Below are 19,822 nucleotides of genomic sequence, written 5' to 3' on the forward strand. Positions count from 1 at the left end.
GACAATATGATATAAGTTATTTAAATATTCAGATAAATTAATTTGGTAGATGATTCTATTTAATCATGAGGACTGGAATAGCATTAAGAACAAAAAATAGCTAAATAGCTTGATTTATTATTACATTCATTGTAATATAATTGTAATATAAGCATTGATGGCAATAAAGATGAAATGAAGAGATAAAGAAAACTCATACATTATGCCAGGCTGTACTTACAAATTCAATATAAAATGCAGCTGTGTCAGAGTGGCACAGCTTTTTATTTTGTAAGAATAATTTAGTGGGGGAACAATTATGTTGTTTCGTGTTCTTGTTTTAATTTCGATGATGTTTTTAATTCCGGTGACGGCCAATGCAGCCGAACCGGTCAACGACTTTCAGGTTGAAGTGCTTCCTGCAGAAAACCAGAAAAACTTTTCGGAAGGTTTTTTTCATCTGGATTCCATGCCGGGAGAAACTATGTCCTTGAAATTCAGGGTGATGAACAACAGCTCTGAAACGATCCAGCTTCAACTGCAATCGGTGAACGCTCATACAGCTGATACGGGTGGGATTATTTACAGCGCAGAAGCAAAGGAAAATGGAATCGTGGATATGGCTGAAGCGATCGATGTGCGCGATTCTGTGAAGATCAAAGCCGGTGATTCGGAGAATGTAAATGTTAAAGTGAAGATTCCGGACACTGCCAGCGGTACGCTTCTTGGAGGCGTGCTCCTGACGGCTGAAGGAACACCGGATAATGTTTCTTTGGACGCTGTGAATGAAGGCGGAAGCAATTATGCTGCTGAACAGCCGGGGCAACGGCTTGTCGCGGTCAAGGTGGACCTTCCTCAAAAAACCTCTGCTGGCTTGACAGTGGATCGAGCAGATTTCGACTCATTCAATAATCATGTGGCCATCGAAGTGAAAAATGGCGATGCCGCAGTCTATGAAACGGTCCAAGGCACTTTTACAGTGATGGATAAAGACGGTGAACTTCTGCTGAACGGTGTCCTCAGCCCTTTCGCTATGGCTCCGGAATCCAAGATTGCCTTTCCTATCGATCTCAACGGCATATTGCTTGAACAGGGCAGATATGTCCTGATGATCAAAGGGCGTGCAGATGAAAAAGAATTCTTCGTCGAAGAAAAATTCACTGTAACGGAATCGCAAGCGGCAGGAGTAATCACGACATCCGTTGATTCTGCTCCTCCGAACGATTCAGAAAGCTCTTGGTTGATAATATCATTTGTATTGGTTTCGCTTTTGCTGCTGGTTCCGCTTATCCTGAAACTATATAAAGGGAACAGCAGGAAAACTTATGTGAAGCTGTCTGAAAAAAATAACCTGTGATGGAAGAGCTGCATCTGTAATTTACAGGTGCAGCTCTTTTTATTTGGTTCCAGTTGAAAAGGGGGAAGTCATCTGGAAATATTATCTATATTTATTTCGTGAAAAGGTCGGGGTGCGGTTCAAGCCATTTGAGGTGCGGTTTATTGGGCACGAGGTGCGGTTCCAGCAGTCCGAGTTGCGCTCAAGGCCAATTGTGTTGCGGTTGGAATGAAAAGAGAGCTTTTTTCACTTAGAATCTCTTTTAGATTAATAAAAAGAAATTTTAATGTATAATTTTTCCTCTAGATCGTTGCAGCACAGCAAAATCCACCTACAAAAAAGGAGCCCTCCAACCGGAGGGCTCCTTTCATCTTATTTTGAATTTGAAAATGACCTTTAAGGTGCCGCCAAATCCAAATTTCATCCTAATTGTTCATTAGTCTTCAATCTTTTCTTTGCGTTTGAACTTCGCAGTCACTTCATAGACGATCGGCACAATCACCAATGTCAGCAAAGTGGAACTGATCAGTCCGCCGATGACGGTTATGCCAAGCGCCTGGGAAATCAATCCGCCGCCATCGCCTTCTGCACCGATCGCAAGAGGAATGAGTGCACCGATTGTCGCAAGTGCCGTCATCAGGATTGGACGAAGGCGCGTTACACCACCTTCGAGAAGGGCTTCGCGTGTCGAAAGTCCTGATTTCTCCATGCGGATGACCCGGTCGATCAATACGATCGCGTTTGTGACAACGATGCCGATCAGCATCAAGACACCGATCAATGCGTTGACACTCAATGCTTCACCGGTAATCCACAATGCCACAAGTACACCGATTACCGTGAATGGCAGTGAGAACAGGATAGCGAATGGCGCGAGTGCTCCGCCGAATGTTACGACCAATACGAAGTAAACGATCGCAATGGCTGCAAGCATCGCCAGACCAAGCTGGGAGAACGATTCGTTGATCTGTTCTGTGATGCCGCCGTGGTCGGTTGTAATACCCGCCGGCAACTCAAGTTCTGTAATTTGTTCATCGATTTCAGCTGTGATTTCAGCTGCGTTATTGCCAAGAACTTCTGCTGTCAGGGAAGCGTACATCTGACCGTCGCGGCGGTTGATCGTGTCCGGAGATTTTCCTTCTTCGACTTCCATCACATCGCCAATTGTAACTGTAGTCCCTAATGCAGTTGGAATTTCAACGCTTGTCACGTCATCGATATCCGTGTATTCAGCTTCTTCAGTTTCAATATAAACATTAATTTCCTTGTCTTCATATTGTACTGTTGTCAAGACTGGGGCTTCACCGACATCACTTAAAGCCATGCCGATCTGGGCAGCAGTCAATCCATTTTCACTCAAGGCCTGCTGGTTGGCAACTAACGTAAATTGATCATATGCTTCCGTCAGGCTCGACTCTGTATTTTCAAGGCCTTCGTGCTCTTCCATCAGCGGCTGGATTTGATCCATCGCTGCTTGGATGTCTTCTAGATCATCGCCATAAACGAACAATTCAAGTCCGCTTGCGCCCATTGCAGCAAAATCAAGGCTGCCCCATTCGCCAGCTTCGGTTGACGCGTTCAATTCTTCGATCAATTTTGTGCTTTCATCGCTGAATGCTTCGAAATCAGAATCATATTCGATGTAGAATAATGCGGAATTGTCTCCGCCTCCGCCCATCGCTGCCATCGGATTGCCGCCGCCAAGCGAATACTGGTACGAAGTGACGCCCTCACGGCCATCGATTGCGCTTTCCGCCTCAAGTGCGATCGCTTCGACGTCTTCACGCGTCTGGCCAGGTTCCGGACTGTAAGTAGCCATGACCATCTTCTGTTCCTGTTCCGGAAGGAAAGTGACTCCGATGATCGGCAGGATGAATAGACTAGCGACAAGAGCTACAGTCGCTCCGCCGAATGTTAGGATTTTGTGGTTCAATGTCCATTCAAGAATGCGTTTATAGCCGGCTGCCATTTTACCTGGTTTATGTTCTTTCTGAACCCCTTTATCGGCACCCGGATTCAATAATTGCTTGCGGTACATCAAATGCGCCATCATCGGCACGATTGTGACTGCTACGATCAATGAAGCGGAGAGTGCAAATACCATTGCCAGTGCAAACGGCAGGAATAGCTCACCGATTTGGCCGCTGACGAGAGCCAATGGCAGGAATACAGCAATCGTTACGACAGTTGATGAGAAAATCGGAAGGAACATTTCATTCGTTGCTTCACGCACCAACGCTTTGCCGCGCAATTTCTCATTTGATAAGCTCATGCGTCGGTATATATTTTCAATGACGACGATGGAATCATCGATGACGCGTCCGATCGCGACCGTCAATGCACCGAGTGTCATGATATTCAAGGTGATATCCATTTGATTTAATAAGAAAATCGCCATCAATAATGACAATGGAATCGAAATGATCGAAATCAATGTCGTTTTAAAGCTGCGGAGGAACAATAGGATGATTACAACCGCAAACAGGATTCCGTATAGCGCTTTGCTGAGCATCGTTTTAACGGATTGTTCAATCGGCTCAGCTTGGTCGAAAGTTGTCGCTACAGTCAAGCCGTATTCTTCTTCGACATCAGCAACGATATCTTTTACTTCATTTGCAACTTCAACCGTATTGGCATCCGGTGCTTTCACAATAGACACCCCGATCGATTCTTCACCGTTCGTACGGGAAATCGATTCAGCTTCACTCACTACTTCGATTTCAGCGAGTTCACTTAATGCAATTGTCGGAATTCCGGCAGCTGCAGGTGTTTGCGGGGCAGGCGTTTCAGCTGGAGCTTCAGGAGCTGCCGGCATTTCACCCGGTGCGCCTGCGCCAGGAGCCTGCTGCGGAATTGCTGGTATCTGCAGGTTGCGCAGATCATCGACGGTTGTAATATTACCGTCGATTACCAGGTTTTTGACTTCTCCGCCGAATTCCGTCAAACCAAGCGGGAATGTCAGGTTGGATCCCTGGATCAATTGCTGGATCGTCTCTTCTGTCATGCCGATCTCAGCTAGGGCAGCTTCATCGAAATTCATGCTTACTTTTTGCATGCGCTGCCCAGAAACTTGAGCGTCAGATAATCCTTCGACACCTTCAAGAAGTGGCAGGACATTGGCTTCCACATCAGCAGTCAATTCTTCCAACGAATTTCCTGGACTGCTGATGCTTAAGGCCAAAATAGGGAAGGCATCAATACTTAGCCGGGATACAGTCGGTTCATTGGCTGCCTCCGGTATTGAAATCTGTGATAATGCATCTTCCAGTTCACGGACTGCATCGTCCATATCCACTTCAAAAGCGTATTGGACTTGGATGGTCGAGGCATTGGCCATGGAAGATGACATGGTCAACTCAACGCCATTCATATTCTGGATGCGCTGTTCCATCGGAATCGTGATTTCCTCCATCACTTCATCCGGTGCGGCACCAGGGTAAACAGTTACAACTGTGACAGCAGGCAGCGTGATACTTGGAATGGATTCCTGTTTCATCGTCAATCCTGCATAGAGTCCGGCCACTACGACCATGATGGTCAAAATCCAGATGGCGAACTTATTGTTAATGGAAAAATCGATAATCTTCTTCAACTATGACACTCCTCAGCGATGATTCTTCAATAGAAGAACTTCTTTTTCAATTTGTTTTTCCTGTCTTAAATAGTCAGTCAGTGCATCCACAAGAAATTCACGTGGATTTTCCTCCTGCAGCTCACGGTGCAATAATTCCAGCGACCCCAGCATTTCGGAAGTGTTTTTTGAATGCAGTTTGATCTTGATTTCAATAGCAGCAACTAAGCTGTCAATTGAAATTACATCTTCATCATCCCCAGTTATTACTGCATCCATGGAATGAAGCTGCATCGTAATGGCTTCGATTGAAGATGCGATGAAATGGCTCAGGCGCTCAATGGATAACTGGCGATTTTCGACAATGATGGTGAGCATGTACTCCTTCAGGATACCTTCGGCGACAATTGTCAGATCATCAAGAAATGGCCTGATTCCAGAGCCGAATGCTTCCAGAAGCATATCTTTGTGATATCTGGAAGAAGAGCTGCGCATCTCCTGCATCAATGTGGTCAGCTGTTCATTACCGTCTGTCGGCATATCCTTGAATACCATGATGAAGAAATCCCGATCCCCCAGAATGCTTTCAAGTTCGAACGCCAGTTTCCTGGCAAAAGCTTCTTTGGGAGAGAGGTCGGGAGAAATTTCAAGATGATTGAATCCTTTGATCGTTTCATCATGATATCGATGCAGAATACTGACGAGCAGACTTTCCTTCGAATCGTAATGTTTGTAGAATGCCCCCTTGGAAATATCCACAGCGTGTGCAATCTCCTGAACTGAGGTTTGATGAAAGCCTTTAATGGAAAAAAGGTGTACCGCGGCATTCATCAATTCCTGCTTTTTATCCATTGGACTCCTCCTCATAACTCAGCGGTCACGAATAGTGACTGATCGGTCATAATTAAAAGCATAAGGTTTAGGAATTTCAAAGTCAATTTAGGCCGCTTGTTATTTTATGTATTTTTTGTGTCTGGGGAATAAGCTTTGTCTCGACGGTTCCTCCGGGAGAAAAGATGATGCAAGTTTTATAGTTCCTCTGGCATTTGAAGACTAATCAGGGGGAAAAAGGGTAGTTCAATAACAAAGGCTCGGAATATAAAAGGAGAGGAGGCATGGGATGGCGCAGCGATACTTTGAGAACCCTGAAGTGAAAATGAAAATAGAACAGCCATATGCAGCGATCCCCGTAGTAAGGGGAGTGTTGGATCGTGTAGAAATTGCTGCATTGGTCGAAGAGGTTTACAGTTGGCTTGAACGTCGCGGAATTGAAGCGGAAGGCAGGCCCTTTTGCCGTTTCTGGGTGATGGGTGGAGTGGAAGAGCAATTTCATATCGAGGTAGGTGTGCCGATTGCGCGCATGACTGCTGGGGATGATAGAGTGCTGGGCAGTTTTATCCCCGGTGGCACTTATGCAACGGTCATCCATAAGGAAACAGCAGCTTATATGGAAGGAACGTGTCATGCATTGCAGAAATGGGCCGAGGAGGAAGGGCTCGAACTGGATAAACGGTATGAGGAAGATACGGAAATCTGGAATGGCCGTTTTGAATTTTATTCTTCCATTCCTGTGGAGGATGTAGAAATTGGCGGAGCAGGCACAGAAATCGCTTTTCTGTTGATGAGGGATGCGGCTGCTTGAGAATTTAAATAAAGAGAAAAAGAACCGGAACTCATTAAAGCCTAATGAGTTCCGGTTCTTTTGCGTATGGACTGTCGGAGCTTAGCGGGCACGGTCGCTTTTCCCTGTCCAGCCTCCCGTTGCCCAGCCCCTCGAGTCGCTTCGGTCTTATCAGCAATGGCAAAGGACGCCATTACTTCCAAGCCCTCCAGCGCTTGTCGGAGCTTAGCAGGCACGGTCGCTTTTAATATTTCCCCGGAAATATTAGTGTTTAAGCCTGCTTCTGAGGGTTGTGTAGAAGTAAAGCATCTCTGGCATTCGCATTTTCTGCTTTTTCAGTATGTTGACTGATACGTTAACGTCGATCTGGACAGCCCAGCGGTCGTAATGGATCCGGGTGCGGTTTGGACCCAACGATTCAAACCGGTTGTCATGGTTGAGGATCCACACACAATCGGGATGGTTCGGAGAATGGGTCGGATAGCCTGACAAGCCTTCCCGGATGGACAATGTGGTTTTTTTGAAATGCTTCAGGTTGTGGCGATTGGCTTTGATCCTGCCCTCATATGTCGATGCAGCCAGCATGCATGCTTGATCGATCAGCGACAGAACAGAGTCGCGTGAATAATACACACTATGCTTCGTAACTATTTTTGATTTTTTTTCAGTCTCAAATGCGGATAGAACGAATAACACAGATTGATCGATAAGATTTTCAACTGGTCTCTCCACCAACAAACACCTCTTTCTGGTTACAAGAAAAGTCTACCATTCAAAGGATTGGCGGGCAGTACCATTTTCAGAAAATATTGTGTTTTTTGACATTTTATATCCAGATATAAAAATTCTCTATAAATCATACCTTCCGTTTGTTGGCAGGAAACGGTTTTTACGATGATTCGCTCCTCCGGACGCTTAAGGCTATTCTGGCATTACCCGGGAATAACCGAACGTTCAGAAGGAATGAAAAATGCAGGATTTTATTGGAATGAACGATTTTGAAGAAGTGGAAGAGCAGTATGCGCCTATGATTTCAGCGATGATCCGGAAGCTGCATATTTACCGTGAGCACGAGAATTACCGGCAAGCAGGAAAAATTGCATTATGGCAGGCGTGGACGCGATTTGATGAGAAGAAAGGTGATTTTACACCCTTTGCCTATCGGTCCATCCGTGGAGCGATGCTTGACGAATTGAAGAAGGACGGCCGGTATATGGAAATTTTCCTGCTTTCTGAAGGAAGCCATTTTGAAGAGCTGGCAGCACAAACGGCCGATGAACAATTGCCGGAATGGGTGGAGGAAGCTGGGCTGAGCGGAAAAGAACACCATTTGCTCCAAGGACTGTTCATTGAAGACAAATCAATCAGGCAATTGGCGGAGCAGTATGGAATTTCAATCGCAGGCATGAAAAAAAGGAAATCCCGATTACTGGAAAAGCTGAGATTAAGTGAGTCTTTCCGGAACCGGGAATAATTTCAGCTGTCGAAAATTCAGAAAAAGCATTTTTTGTAAGCTGTTTTCCTGTATAATAAATTTTCTGAAAGGACTCTGGAAAGCTGGTGATGAATATGTATGAAATGATGACTGGCATGATCAACAATATCTTTTTCATAATATTCCCGATCGTACTCTATCAGATGCTTGCGGCAGGTTCGAAACGCAATTTCTTTGTCGACTACAGGGTTACGATGACCATCCTTTTTTCATTGTCCATTATCCTGTGCATGCAATTTCCATACCAATTTCTGACAGATGATTATATTTTCGATTTGAGGCAAGTCCCGATGATCGTCGGGGCCCTATACGGAGGGCCAGTCATATCTGCAGTGCTGTTCATCGTCTCGGCGATCTACCGCATCCTCATTGGAGGGGATGGCATGTATATTGCCATTCTCAACCAGTTCGTCCTAGCTGCCGGCGTCCCGCTGCTGCGGCCTGCATATATGCGTATGCAGCGAAGCATGAAAATTTTGGCTGTGTTCGTCATTTCGATTCTTTCATTGATCTTCAATATGGTCGCGGGTCTGCTGCTGTTCGGGGATCCGATCCACGATATTATCGGAATCTGGCTCATGCTCATGCTGAATCAGGGGGCATTGATCGCATTGACCGCCCTTCTGATCGAACACATCATCAGACAGGAAATGCTGCTCAATACTTTGATGAAACACGAAAAGCTTGAAAGTGTCAGCCATTTTGCAGCATCGGTCTCGCATGAACTCCGAAATCCGATCCAGAGCATCAAAGGGTTTATCCAATTGATGCAGACATACGATTACAGCCGTGATAAACAGCTCGATTTCCATCGGATCATCTTAAAGGAAATCGAAGCGGCGGAAAGTTTGATCGACGATTATCTCATATACGCCAAACCTGTATATGGTGAGCTTGAGCGGATGCCGGTAAATGAAGAGACGTGCGGAGTCATGAAATTGCTTGGGCCATATGCCAATAGCCGGAACGTCGAATTTTTCTGTGACAAAGCTGATCCTGAAATTTTTATCAGGGGAGACCGTCAAAAGTACCGGCAAGCGTTGGTCAATATCATCCGAAATGGAATCGATGCGATGCCGGATGGCGGCGAACTGCATGTACGCATCATTCCACAGCCTGCAAAGGTCATCATTGAGATAGAGGACCAGGGCATAGGGATGACCAAAGAAGAAGTGGAACGGCTTGGTGAACCTTATTTCTCGAATAAAATCAAAGGCACAGGTCTGGGGCTGATGGTAACGTATAGCGTGATTCATCAGATGAAAGGGACTATCATTGTCAACTCGGAAAAAGAGGTTGGCACTGTTTTCCGGCTCGTACTGCCGAGAATAACCTAAGTTTTCTAAACAAAACAAGACCGTTGGAAAAGAAATCTTTCCAACGGTCTTAGCATTCCCGGATTCATTCCACTGCTTTTTCTTTCAACATTTTCACGAAAGGCAGCACGGACTGCTCTTTTAACTTGGCTTCGAACATGATGTCGGCATCCGTTCCGCCAAGGAGAAGAAGCAGTTCCTTGAAATCCCTTTCTGAAACGAGTTCATGGTGACGAAGATCAGTAAACCCTTCTTTCCCTGTACTGATATGGATTTTCGGCGTGCCGAACCCCTTCCAGGTCGCCAGAATTTCAGCAAAATCAACGGCTGTTCCGTCGTTATTGCAATTATGATGGTGGATATCGAAACAAATAGGCACTCCGCAAAGTTTGTGGACATCCAAAACATCACGGATCGTGAAGGTTTTATCGTCATTTTCAAGTCGCAGCCGTTTTCTGATCGTTTCCGGCAGCTTTAGATAAGTATCAGCAAATTGCTGTTTCGCTTTCTCTTTATCGCCGTAAGCACCGCCAGTATGGAGGATAATGTCATTGCCGCCCAGCAGCTCAATCAGTTTGTCATGGTAGACAAGGTCCTGGATCGATTTTTCGACTACTTCAGGCTTCGGCGAATTCAATACGGTATACTGTCCGGGATGTACGGAAATCCTCATCTGATGGGTTTCCACAATATCCCGGATTTGTCCGGCAATGAACAGGAAATCATCGTCTTCCCACCAGATCCAGTCGTTTATGGGGTGTGTAGACAGTGGAACGATCGAACTGGAGGCGCGATAGAAGTAAATGTCATTGGCCAGATTCCAGTTGACGATATCCAGTGTTGTCTGCATATTTCGTAATGTCAGCTCTTTGATCTTGGCGGTGCCTTCCGTTTCCGCAGTAGCGACCCGCAGTGTACGGAACACCGTTTTCAATTCTGTATTCATGCATGCATAGCCTAATCTCATCGAATTCAACTCCTTGCCGTTCCTATACCCGAAACTTTGTTACATTATCCACCGCGCAGGGTATAAAATTATATGGCAGGAAAAATCGGAGGGATATGGATGAGAGCGGAAATCACTCAATTGGATAAAGGATATAAAGCGGTCTTTGAAAGGGAATCAGCGCACGGACCGGAGGAAGTGTGGAAGATGCTGAGTGATAATCGCCGCTTGAAGCAATGGTTTGATGAATTGCAGATGGCGGAACCTGTCAAAGGGGGGAAGATGCTCTTTGATATGGGCGATGGCACAGTCGAGGAATTAGCCATTACCGATTTTGAAGAGGGCAGAGTTCTAGCTTTCCAGTGGTGGACAGACCACGTGCGTTTTGAAATCACTCAAAAGGAAGACGGAGGAAATCGGCTTACATTGATCGAAACGATTGATCGGATCACTCCGCAGACGGCTAAGGACCTGGCAGGCTGGCATGTTTGCCTTGATGTGATCGAGAGCATCCTGAACGGAGATCAGGTTGAGCGCGGCAGTGGATGGCAGCACTGGCTCGAAGAATATGAACGTCTTATAGACAGCATGACGGTGGAATTCGAATAATTAGACAAAAATATCCAGCCTCTTTATCGAGGCTGGATATTTTTTTGGAATTTCGGGATTCATTTTTAGCGAGGTACGGTCACTGTCAGAAAGACGAAAAAAAGAACTGAACTCAGGTCTCTAAACAGTATCTGCCTGGAACCGGAAGATTTTTTGTCCGGCGAATTCCCCTTTTTCATAGGTTCTTTCTGCAAAAGTAATATTATTCTCATAATCCATCAATAGCACTGTCGCAGAACGGGTGCCATATTCCGGTGATTTGATGAAAATCGGTGACAGCATCCGCTCGAATTCGAGCCCTACGCCGGTGATCGGCAGATGGGGGGCAGGCGCCTGTTCGGAATCGAGCAGAATTTTAAACAGCTCATCAGGGTCTGCTTCATTGGTGGAAACCAAATACTCTTCAAGGTAAGTTTTGCCTTTAATGACTTTCGGCCAGGGCGTGTTCAGGAAATGATTGCTTAATCCGTGTGTGCCGGTTGGAACTTCAGTAATTTCCTGCTGTATATTATTGAAGTAATATAGCTTTTCCGTATCACCGAGCAGAACATTGAATCCTATATAAGCGTCCGGTTCCAGCACTTGCAGAAATTTTTCGGGTGGCAGGGTGGAAGCCAGGTAATCGCGGACTAATGCACCTCGTGAAATTTTTCCTGTTTCCGGCAGTGAAGGATCCCTGAAATTAGTCAGGGCAGCGAATCGGCCAGATTTCGTCACGCCAAGCCATGTGCCCATTTGCGATAAATCACGGCCGGCGAGAATGTTCGGGTGATCTTCCCAGAAAGTTGCTTCCCGCGCACGGCGTCCGTAAAATTCATCACGGTTCGCAGCGAACACCAATTTGTATTTTGGATGCTGTTTAAACTGGAAATTGATCAGACACACGGCTGCCGCCTCCTTTTTTCCTATTATATAGAAGAAGGCTTCAGGAATGAAGGATCCGGCTTATGGGCAAAGCAAGAGAAAAATTAACTAAAAAGTCTGATTGGTACAAAAAGAATGATATTTACACATTAATAGTAAAAAATAACCGTTTATTTTCTTTAATTTAGATATATAATTATTAATCACAGCATATTTAGCAGATTTTTTACATAGGACGAATTAGAATCCATGCCATTTATATGGGAGAGTGCTGGAGTGATGGAGGAAAAGGATAAGGTGGCCAATGGGATTGAAACGATCAAAACTGCGACCGTAGTAGAAAGTATGACCGATGGTTTTTATTTGCTGGATGATCGTATGATTTTGAAATATATCAATGGCATTGCGGAGAAAATAACCGGCAAACGTATGGAGGAGATAGTTGGAAGACCTGTGTTGGAGGCCTTTCCGGCTCTGGTGGGAAGCCATACAGAACGAATGATTCTGCAGGTTCTGGAAAATAAGGGGAGCATGGAATTCGACGAGAATTTTTCAGATCATGGCGGTTGGTATCATATAAAGTTGATATCGATTGAAGAAGGAGGCTTCGCAATCTACTTCCAGACCATTGAACAGCAGAAAAGATTGGAAGAGAAGCTGACCGATTTTGCTTATTTTGATTACCTTACGGGTCTGTCCAATAGAAGGCGGATGACTGAAATCGCTTTTTCCTTGAAAGAAAAAGGCGAAGAATATTCCTTTTTCTACATCAACCTTGATAATTTGAAATTTATCAATGCACTTTATAATTATACTTCCGGCGATAAGGTGGTAGTCAGCGTTGCAGAAAGGCTGCGGACATTCTCTTGTGGCAACCGGCATGTGGGCCGGCTGGAGGGGGATGAATTCATCATCATTCTGGAAAAAGTGCCAAAGGAAGAGCTGAAAAACTTAGCATCGGAGCTGCTGGCCCTCTTCAAAGAACCGTTTATTCTTGCAGATTTCCAGACTGCGTATGTTACAGCGAGTATCGGTATCGCATGCAGTCCGTATGACACGGAGCGACTAAGGGATCTTGTGGCCTATGCACAAACAGCTATGTATGAGGCGAAAAAGATTAAAGGCCCGTCTTTTGCCTTTTATATGCCAGCGATGATGGCCAGCCGGGAACGCCGTGTATTGATTGAAAAAAGTTTAATGGACTGCCTTGAAAATTCCGGATTCTATTTTACAGTGCAGCCTCAGATTTCAGGGGGCGGAACAAATCTGTCAGGCGTGGAAGTTTTAGCGAGATGGAATCATCCCGTACTTGGGGAATTATCACCGCTGGAATTCATCGAAGTGGCTGAACAGACCGGCACCATTGCACATTTGACAGTCCATTTGCTTAAAGGGGTGCTCCAAACAATCAAACAATGGGAATCCCAATACGGCTGGGATACGAAAACCGCGATTAATATGACCCCATCGCTCTTGGCGAATTCTGCCTTTTTTGACGAATTCTTTAGTTTGCTGGAGCAATATAAGATCAAGCCTTCCTTATTGGAAATCGAATTGACGGAACACGCTGAAATGGCCTATTCGGAAACGACAATAAGAAATTTGGAATTGTGCCGCGATAAAGGCATTTCCATCGCGATTGACGATTTTGGCACCGGATTTTCAATGATATCCTACCTGACGCAGTTTCCAATCAATAAAATTAAAATTGACCGCTATTTCATCCAGAAAATCGGGGAAGATGCAAAATCGGAAGCTGTTTTAAAGTCCTTGATTCATTTGGCGAACAGCATTGGATGCGAGCTCTTGGCGGAAGGTGTGGAACGGTCTGAAGAAATTGTCTTCCTGAAAGAAAACTCCTGTACTAAATTCCAAGGGTATTTTTATGATAAAGCGATGCTGCTTGAGGATTTTGAGGAAAAATATTTGAAGGAAAAGGTTATTTCAAGCAAATGAACAAAAAGATTTTAATAGGACTATTGATACATTGTATGTATAAATCTGATAAACTGATTGTAAGCGGTTATTTCGGTAATGAGTCGGAACGGGGCAGGGGGGCGCATTAATGATACAGGGGATATCTTCACTCTCGTTGGAAAAAGCTTTGATGGATGGCATCCAGGAGATGGTATTCATTGTTCGTGTAGAAGGAAAAGGCATGTATTATGAGTTCCTGAATAAGTCGGCTATGAAAAATACGGCCATGGATATTTCTGCATTAGGAAAAACATTCAGGGAGACACAAGCTGCGGAATTAGCAGATAGAGTAGAATACCAATACACGAAAGTATTGCTGAACGGCGCCCAAGTCAGTTATGAAGACAGTTATATACATCCAGAAGGGTCGCTGCGCTTTTCCAAGACCTGTCTGACTCCGATGTTCAATGATGACGGCGACCTTACCCATATCGTCAGTATTGTCCAGGACATCACGAATGAAGTAAAAGCGAAACAGGAAAGCATGGAGGCGTGGAAAAGTCTTGAAGAGAGCCGCACTTTATACTATTCCCTCTTTGAACACAACGGTGATGCGATTTTGACACTGGACTTGGATGGCCATATCCGCGAAGCGAATCCGATAGGGCAGATGCTCAGCGGTTTTACGATGGATGAATTGATAGGCCGCAGGGTAATTGAATTGATCGTACCGGAAGATCGGCTGAGAACCTTGAAAAATTACCATAAAGCGAAAAAAGGCATCTATTCAAACTTCCGTATCACTTTCACCCAAAAGAACCGGTCCCGAATAGGCGCATTGGTGAAATTCATCCCAATCAAAATCAAAGATGCCACTACCGGATTTTATGTACTTCTTAAAGATATGCGCGAACTGGATCAGATGGTCGAGCTATATATGGAAAGTGAAAAGAATTTCCGGATCATTGCAGAAAACGCCAACGATGTAATCATTCTAATCGACCGGAAAAAAGAGTACCTGTATATTTCACCTTCAATAGAGGAAGTTTTTGGTTTTACCCCTGATGACTATAAAGAAAAGCCCGCCTTCCATAATATTCATCCCGAAGATGCCGATAGGCTGTACGAGACTCTGAGCGCATCCATCAGGAATAGGGAAATCTGCAAAGTCAGAGTCCGGGTAGGCCATAAAAGCGGTTCATGGATCTGGTCGGATTTAAGCGGTACGCCGGTATCAGATGATGATGGTAAATACAGCCATATGGTCATGATCGTCCGAGACGTTTCTTTGCAAAAAGATTATGAAACAAAACTGGAGTTTTTTGCTTATCATGATCCACTGACTGCGATGCCGAACCGGCGTTATTTCCGGGAATCCCTGGAGAATGCGCTCTCCCGCTATCAGACCAATGGCGGGAATTTCGCTGTATTGCTTCTTGATATCGATAAATTCAAAGGCATCAATGACAAATGGGGACATGAAACCGGCGACGCTGTGATCCGCGAATTCGGCAGAAGGCTGGAGGCATGTGTCGGCAAAGGCGACATTGCTGCAAGACTTGGAGGCGATGAGTTCGTCGTCCTGTTGTCTCGCATCGATTCTGTAGAATCCGGCATGGCTGCCATGGACAAAATCAGAGAAGCCGTCATGCAGCCGTGGGAACTGGGAGATATCCGGATGACAGTTTCTACGAGTATCGGCATGACCATGCCAAATGGGCATTCGACGATTTCATCAATTCTTAAAGAAGCAGACAAAGCGATGTATGAGGAAAAGGCAAGAAAAAATAATAAGTATGAACAGGACCGTCTCTAAGGCTGAATGCTTTGGAGGCTTTTTTTATGTTACATTACATATTTTTAAATATTCAGAATTAAAAGTTCACATTATAGGGAGTAGGTGGTATGATGTGAATAACTTATAGTCCTACTTAATATTCATTTAATGGGATAAAAACATTATTTTTTAAAAAATAGAATATTTTATATAAGCCTTAATAACTATTATTATGTTTGGTAATGATAATTTCTGCTTTATGCTTCTTCTAGTTGGATTGAGGTGAAAAAAATGAAGACTTTACTCGATAAGTACGAACCCTTGCTTAAAATTTTGATTGCTGTTCTGCTGGTTTTTTTCATCTTTTATCCTGATGGAAAAGAAAGTGAACAAATAGGCAGAAGCATCAATCTGGAAAATATTGAAGAAGCATATGACATCAGAAATGATGTCATGATCCTGAAGGACCCCGAAAGCAATTTTGAAATCGGGGATATCTCTCAAGCGCCAGGAATCTGGGGGTTTATGCCGGTTGATCTAAAAAAACTTGGAAGCGATTTTGGAGCATCAGTTTTTTGGCTCGAATTCACAGTCCAAAATACAACTGGCTCAAGAGAGCGCCTGCTGGTGTTGCCGCGCTCTTCCATACGGACCGCGACGCTGTATACTCCTGCAGCTACAGGAGGATTTCTTGCAGATCATTTCGAAGAAGCGGATCCGGTTGAGAGGACTGGATTTTCCCCAAAAGACATTGTTTTCAACCTGAGAACGCCTGATCTGGAAACCGGCACATTTTATATGAAACTGGAGTCGGACAAGGCTGTTCAATTTTCTTTGACCATATGGGATGAATTTTCTTATAGGAAGACATATGAAACGAATCTGGTTTTAACGGGCATCTTTATAGGTGCATCATTATTGCTGATTCTTTATTATATTCACCGTTATACAGAGCGGAAGAATAAAATTCATCTGCATTTTCTGTTCTTCGCTTTAATTATCTTATTATTAGCCGGGTTAATGACGGATTATACGATCCTGAATGTTTTTCCATCCCTTATTTTTGCAGATGAAAATATAATGCTGTTGGTGCTTGGCGCCGCAAATATTTTAGGGTGTCTCTACTTGTCTTCGTTCCTTGAAAAAACTGCAGTTGATAAAGTTATTAAAAAATATCTCAGCAGTATTCTTTTCATAGCGCTGGCAACAATGGCTGTTCAGTTAGTTTCTTTTTGGATTGCTGCTGTTTCGCTTTTCACCCTGACAGCGGCCAATCTCATCTATTCCATACTGCTGATACTGAAAAGCAGGAGGATAAATAAAAAATACATGAAGGTCCAAGTTGGATCGTTCGTTATATTCTTTGCTAGTTTAATCCTATTTGGCTTAGCCGAGTCGAATGTGATCCCTTATTATGGATTTTTTGAAGCAGCCATTTTGTATACGATGACAGCTGGCATCTATCTGTCTTCACTGGCTTTGCACATAAAAGATAAAACATTGGCAGAAGAACAGATGGTTCGTGAGAATAAAGCGGTCCAGCGTTTGCAGTTGGAGCTGGAATCGGTTAAGAAAGCGGATGCTGACAAGGATGAATGGATGAAAGTGACGGCCCATGGGTTGCGGACCCCTTTATACGGGATGATTGGACTGGCGGAAGGTCTGATGGAGGAAAGCCGGTTGCGCTTGTTTCCCCATCAGGCGAAACAGATGGAGGCCATCATCGATTACGGAAAGAAAATGGCACGCCAAATAAATGATCTAACCGATATTTCATATATAAAACAGAATGAACTGGATATCTACGCCGAGTCTGTCGGTATCCACCAACTGGTGGAGGAAGTTATTGAAATTTGCAGGCCATTGCTTAAAAATCAGGATATCCGCCTCTACAGCACTTTGACCAAGAGCTTGCCGAATGTTGTTGCCGACCCTTACCGGATTCAGCAAATCCTCTATAATCTCGTCGATAATGCCATCAGATATACGCAGAATGGGGAAATCGTCATTTCTGCAAAAAAAGCAGGTGATGAACTGGCTGTTTCCGTCAGGGATACAGGATCAGGAATTGACAAGAACGAGCTGCAGACGATATTTGAATCCGGAAAAAGAGGAGAGGAAAGCGACACAGTAATAGGGTTGGATATCAGCAAAAGACTGATAGAACTGCACGGCGGATGGTTGAGAGCTGAATCTCAAAAAGGCAGGGGCAGCACTTTTACGTTTTCACTGCCGATTTTTCAAGATGAAAAGAAAGGTGATCTATCAAGCGCTTTTCCGACAATCGAAGAAATTGGTGAAGAGGAGTTTAGAAAGTCCCTGGGGATGAATATACGGAGCAATAAAAAAGTAAAAGTCCTGGTTGCAGAAAAAGAGCCGCTGGATCGAAATATCTTGATCCAGCAGCTTCAAAAGCACAATTTCGAGGTGGTGGGCACCGACTCGGGCTGGGAAGCATTTGAATTATTGGAAGACCAGCGAATCGACTTGGTCGTATTGGACTGGACATTGGAAGATATGGGCGGCAAGGAGCTCTGCAGAAAAATCAGAGAGCAGTATGTGATGACGGAGCTCCCTATTTTAATGTTGTCCACAAGAACCGGTTTGCAGGAAAAAATGGATGCATTCACTGCTGGGGCTAATGATTATCTGGTTAAACCATGTGACAGGGAAGAGTTTTTGCTGAGAGTTGAAACACTTTCGAATTTAAAAGCATTGACAGAAGAAATCACGGATATGAATTACGTGTTGGAACGCAGTGTAAAGGAAAAAACGATGGCGCTTGAAATTACAAATATGAATTTAGTGACAGTCAATGATGAGATCCAGGAAATCGAAAAATCAAGAAATGAAATGCTGTCGTCCATTTCACATGAACTGGGCACGCCAATCACATTGATCCATAGTTATATCCAAGCAGTGCAGGAAAGTCTGATCGACGAAAAGAATCCAAGATATCTGGAGATGATCCATAAAAAACTGTTATTGCTTGAACGTCTTACGGAAGATCTAGTGGAACTCGGAAAATACAAAACTGGAAACATGACCCTGCGTTTTGAAAATATCACCTTCCAAACCTGGTTCAAGAAAATAATAGCGGGATTCGAATCCGATATCCGGCAAAGCGGTCGGTTATTCGAGTACAGTGACCTTGAAGTTTCCCCACTCGAAATTGAACGTTTTCTGATAACCGTGGATGAAGACCGCATTGATCAGGTGTTCTCCAATATTTTATGGAATGCAGTTAAAAACACTTCATCAACAGATGGAAAAATTGCAGTTAGCGCACAAATTTGTACCCTTGCTGTTGAAGCAGGATCAATGGAGGAAAATCAGGCGGATGCAGAAGTCGTTTTCAGAATTTCAGACACTGGCAACGGCATCCCGGCAGAAGTCTTACCTCATATTTTCGACAGATTTTTCAAACTTGAAAATAATTCCGGGAAAAAAGGCAGTGGTTTAGGGCTGGCGATAGCAAAAGAAATCGTGCTGTCACATAAAGGAAGGATATGGGCTGAAAGCGAAGTGGGAGTTGGCAGCTCCTTTTTCATTGCCTTGCCTTTATACACAATTAAGCAGGAGGAGGATGTAAAATGACAGAAGCAACGGTATTGATCGTGGAAGATGAAGAAGGCATCCGTGAACTTTTACATTTATTTCTTGCTAAAAAGGGGTATAAGGTATTTGAAGCTGTAGATGGCTACGAAGCACTGGATATTGTAGCTAAAGAAAAGCTGGATTTAATCCTGCTGGACATTGAAATGCCTGGTATCAATGGATTGGAGACATGTGAACAAATTCGGCAGCTGGTCCGTACACCGATCCTGTTTGTCAGTTATCTAAAAGAGATGAGTTATAAAATTGAAGGATTTGATGCCGGAGCCGACGATTATATCACTAAACCCTTCGACTTTAATGAACTGGATGCGAGAATTCGCGCGGTTCTGAGGCGGAACAGCTGGACGATGAATGAGGAGAAGAAATTGGAAGTCCTGAAGTATGACGACCTCCACATCCATCTGGATGCGAGGGAACTCTATATAGGCGGTAAACTGGTCAAGCTTTTTCATAAAGAGTTTCAGCTGCTGTTATTGCTGGCGCAGAATCCAAACAGGGTCTGGACGGCCGAGCAATTATATGACCGAATCTGGGGTTACTATTCCGAGGGTGAAATACAAACGGTAAAAGTACACATCAGTAATTTGCGGCGCAAAGTGGAAAAAGATCCGGCGCATCCGAAGTATATCCATACGGTAAGAGGGTTTGGCTATAAATTTGCGAAGCGATAAGGACATTCCTGCTCAGGAAACGGCTATAATTGCGCAGTTTTATCGATCATGCAGCTATTTGTTTCGCGTGTTTTACAGACGAATGGTATTATGGGTGAAAGT

General features: G+C 44.3%; 14 protein-coding genes. 9 read left to right on the forward strand and 5 right to left on the reverse strand.

Going from position 1 to position 19,822, the window contains the following annotated elements:
• Positions 1–298 precede the first annotated feature (298 nt).
• Positions 299–1,336 carry a WxL protein peptidoglycan domain-containing protein gene (locus IQ294_RS01955; RefSeq protein ID WP_203332332.1) on the forward strand — a complete coding sequence of 346 codons (1,038 nt, stop codon included), beginning with the start codon at positions 299–301 and terminating at the stop codon, positions 1,334–1,336.
• Positions 1,337–1,751: 415 nt separating this feature from the next.
• On the opposite strand, the gene IQ294_RS01960 is transcribed toward IQ294_RS01955, so the two are convergent.
• Both IQ294_RS01960 and IQ294_RS01965 read right to left on the reverse strand, forming a co-directional pair.
• On the reverse strand, positions 1,752–4,907 hold the full coding sequence (locus IQ294_RS01960) for an efflux RND transporter permease subunit (protein WP_203332333.1): 3,156 nt from the start codon (positions 4,905–4,907) through the stop codon (positions 1,752–1,754).
• A gap of 12 nt (positions 4,908–4,919) precedes the next feature.
• Positions 4,920–5,738, reverse strand: coding sequence for a TetR/AcrR family transcriptional regulator (locus IQ294_RS01965; protein ID WP_203332334.1), 819 nt, complete (start codon positions 5,736–5,738; stop codon positions 4,920–4,922).
• A gap of 268 nt (positions 5,739–6,006) precedes the next feature.
• Here IQ294_RS01965 and IQ294_RS01970 point away from each other — a divergent pair, with 268 nt between their 5' ends.
• Positions 6,007–6,528 carry a GyrI-like domain-containing protein gene (locus IQ294_RS01970; protein WP_203332335.1) on the forward strand — a complete coding sequence of 174 codons (522 nt, stop codon included), beginning with the start codon at positions 6,007–6,009 and terminating at the stop codon, positions 6,526–6,528.
• Positions 6,529–6,771: 243 nt separating this feature from the next.
• Here the strand turns inward: IQ294_RS01970 and IQ294_RS01975 are convergent, their stop codons facing one another.
• Entirely contained in the window at positions 6,772–7,239 is a 468-nt protein-coding gene (locus IQ294_RS01975; protein ID WP_203332336.1) for a competence protein ComK, read from the reverse strand.
• 238 nt (positions 7,240–7,477) lie between these two features.
• On the opposite strand from IQ294_RS01975, the gene IQ294_RS01980 reads away from it, so the two are divergent.
• Together IQ294_RS01980 and IQ294_RS01985 are read left to right on the forward strand one after the other, a co-directional pair.
• Positions 7,478–7,981 carry a sigma-70 family RNA polymerase sigma factor gene (locus IQ294_RS01980; protein ID WP_238942587.1) on the forward strand — a complete coding sequence of 168 codons (504 nt, stop codon included), beginning with the start codon at positions 7,478–7,480 and terminating at the stop codon, positions 7,979–7,981.
• Between the two features lie 89 nt (positions 7,982–8,070).
• The gene (locus IQ294_RS01985; RefSeq protein WP_238942588.1) at positions 8,071–9,339 is read left to right on the forward strand and encodes a sensor histidine kinase; all 1,269 of its coding nucleotides are present in this window, start codon (positions 8,071–8,073) and stop codon (positions 9,337–9,339) included.
• 64 nt (positions 9,340–9,403) lie between these two features.
• Here the strand turns inward: IQ294_RS01985 and uvsE are convergent, their stop codons facing one another.
• On the reverse strand, positions 9,404–10,285 hold the full coding sequence (gene uvsE / locus IQ294_RS01990) for a UV DNA damage repair endonuclease UvsE (protein ID WP_203332337.1): 882 nt from the start codon (positions 10,283–10,285) through the stop codon (positions 9,404–9,406).
• Between the two features lie 99 nt (positions 10,286–10,384).
• Here uvsE and IQ294_RS01995 point away from each other — a divergent pair, with 99 nt between their 5' ends.
• Positions 10,385–10,873, forward strand: coding sequence for an SRPBCC domain-containing protein (locus IQ294_RS01995; RefSeq protein WP_203332338.1), 489 nt, complete (start codon positions 10,385–10,387; stop codon positions 10,871–10,873).
• A 120-nt stretch (positions 10,874–10,993) separates the two neighbouring features.
• Here the strand turns inward: IQ294_RS01995 and IQ294_RS02000 are convergent, their stop codons facing one another.
• Entirely contained in the window at positions 10,994–11,758 is a 765-nt protein-coding gene (locus tag IQ294_RS02000; RefSeq protein ID WP_203332339.1) for an NRDE family protein, read from the reverse strand.
• Between the two features lie 258 nt (positions 11,759–12,016).
• Between IQ294_RS02000 and IQ294_RS02005 the strand changes: the two genes are divergently transcribed.
• From IQ294_RS02005 to IQ294_RS02020, 4 genes are all read left to right on the forward strand, one after another.
• Positions 12,017–13,693, forward strand: a complete 1,677-nt coding sequence (locus IQ294_RS02005; RefSeq protein ID WP_238942625.1) for a putative bifunctional diguanylate cyclase/phosphodiesterase — start codon at positions 12,017–12,019, stop codon at positions 13,691–13,693.
• A gap of 109 nt (positions 13,694–13,802) precedes the next feature.
• Positions 13,803–15,470, forward strand: coding sequence for a sensor domain-containing protein (locus IQ294_RS02010; protein ID WP_203332341.1), 1,668 nt, complete (start codon positions 13,803–13,805; stop codon positions 15,468–15,470).
• 252 nt (positions 15,471–15,722) lie between these two features.
• On the forward strand, positions 15,723–19,028 hold the full coding sequence (locus tag IQ294_RS02015; protein WP_203332342.1) for an ATP-binding protein: 3,306 nt from the start codon (positions 15,723–15,725) through the stop codon (positions 19,026–19,028).
• Positions 19,025–19,720 carry a response regulator transcription factor gene (locus IQ294_RS02020; RefSeq protein ID WP_203332343.1) on the forward strand — a complete coding sequence of 232 codons (696 nt, stop codon included), beginning with the start codon at positions 19,025–19,027 and terminating at the stop codon, positions 19,718–19,720. Before IQ294_RS02015 ends, IQ294_RS02020 begins: the two co-directional genes overlap by 4 nt.
• Positions 19,721–19,822: the final 102 nt, after the last annotated feature.

This window comes from Planococcus beigongshangi (assembly GCF_016820495.1).
Classification (GTDB): domain Bacteria; phylum Bacillota; class Bacilli; order Bacillales_A; family Planococcaceae; genus Planococcus; species Planococcus beigongshangi.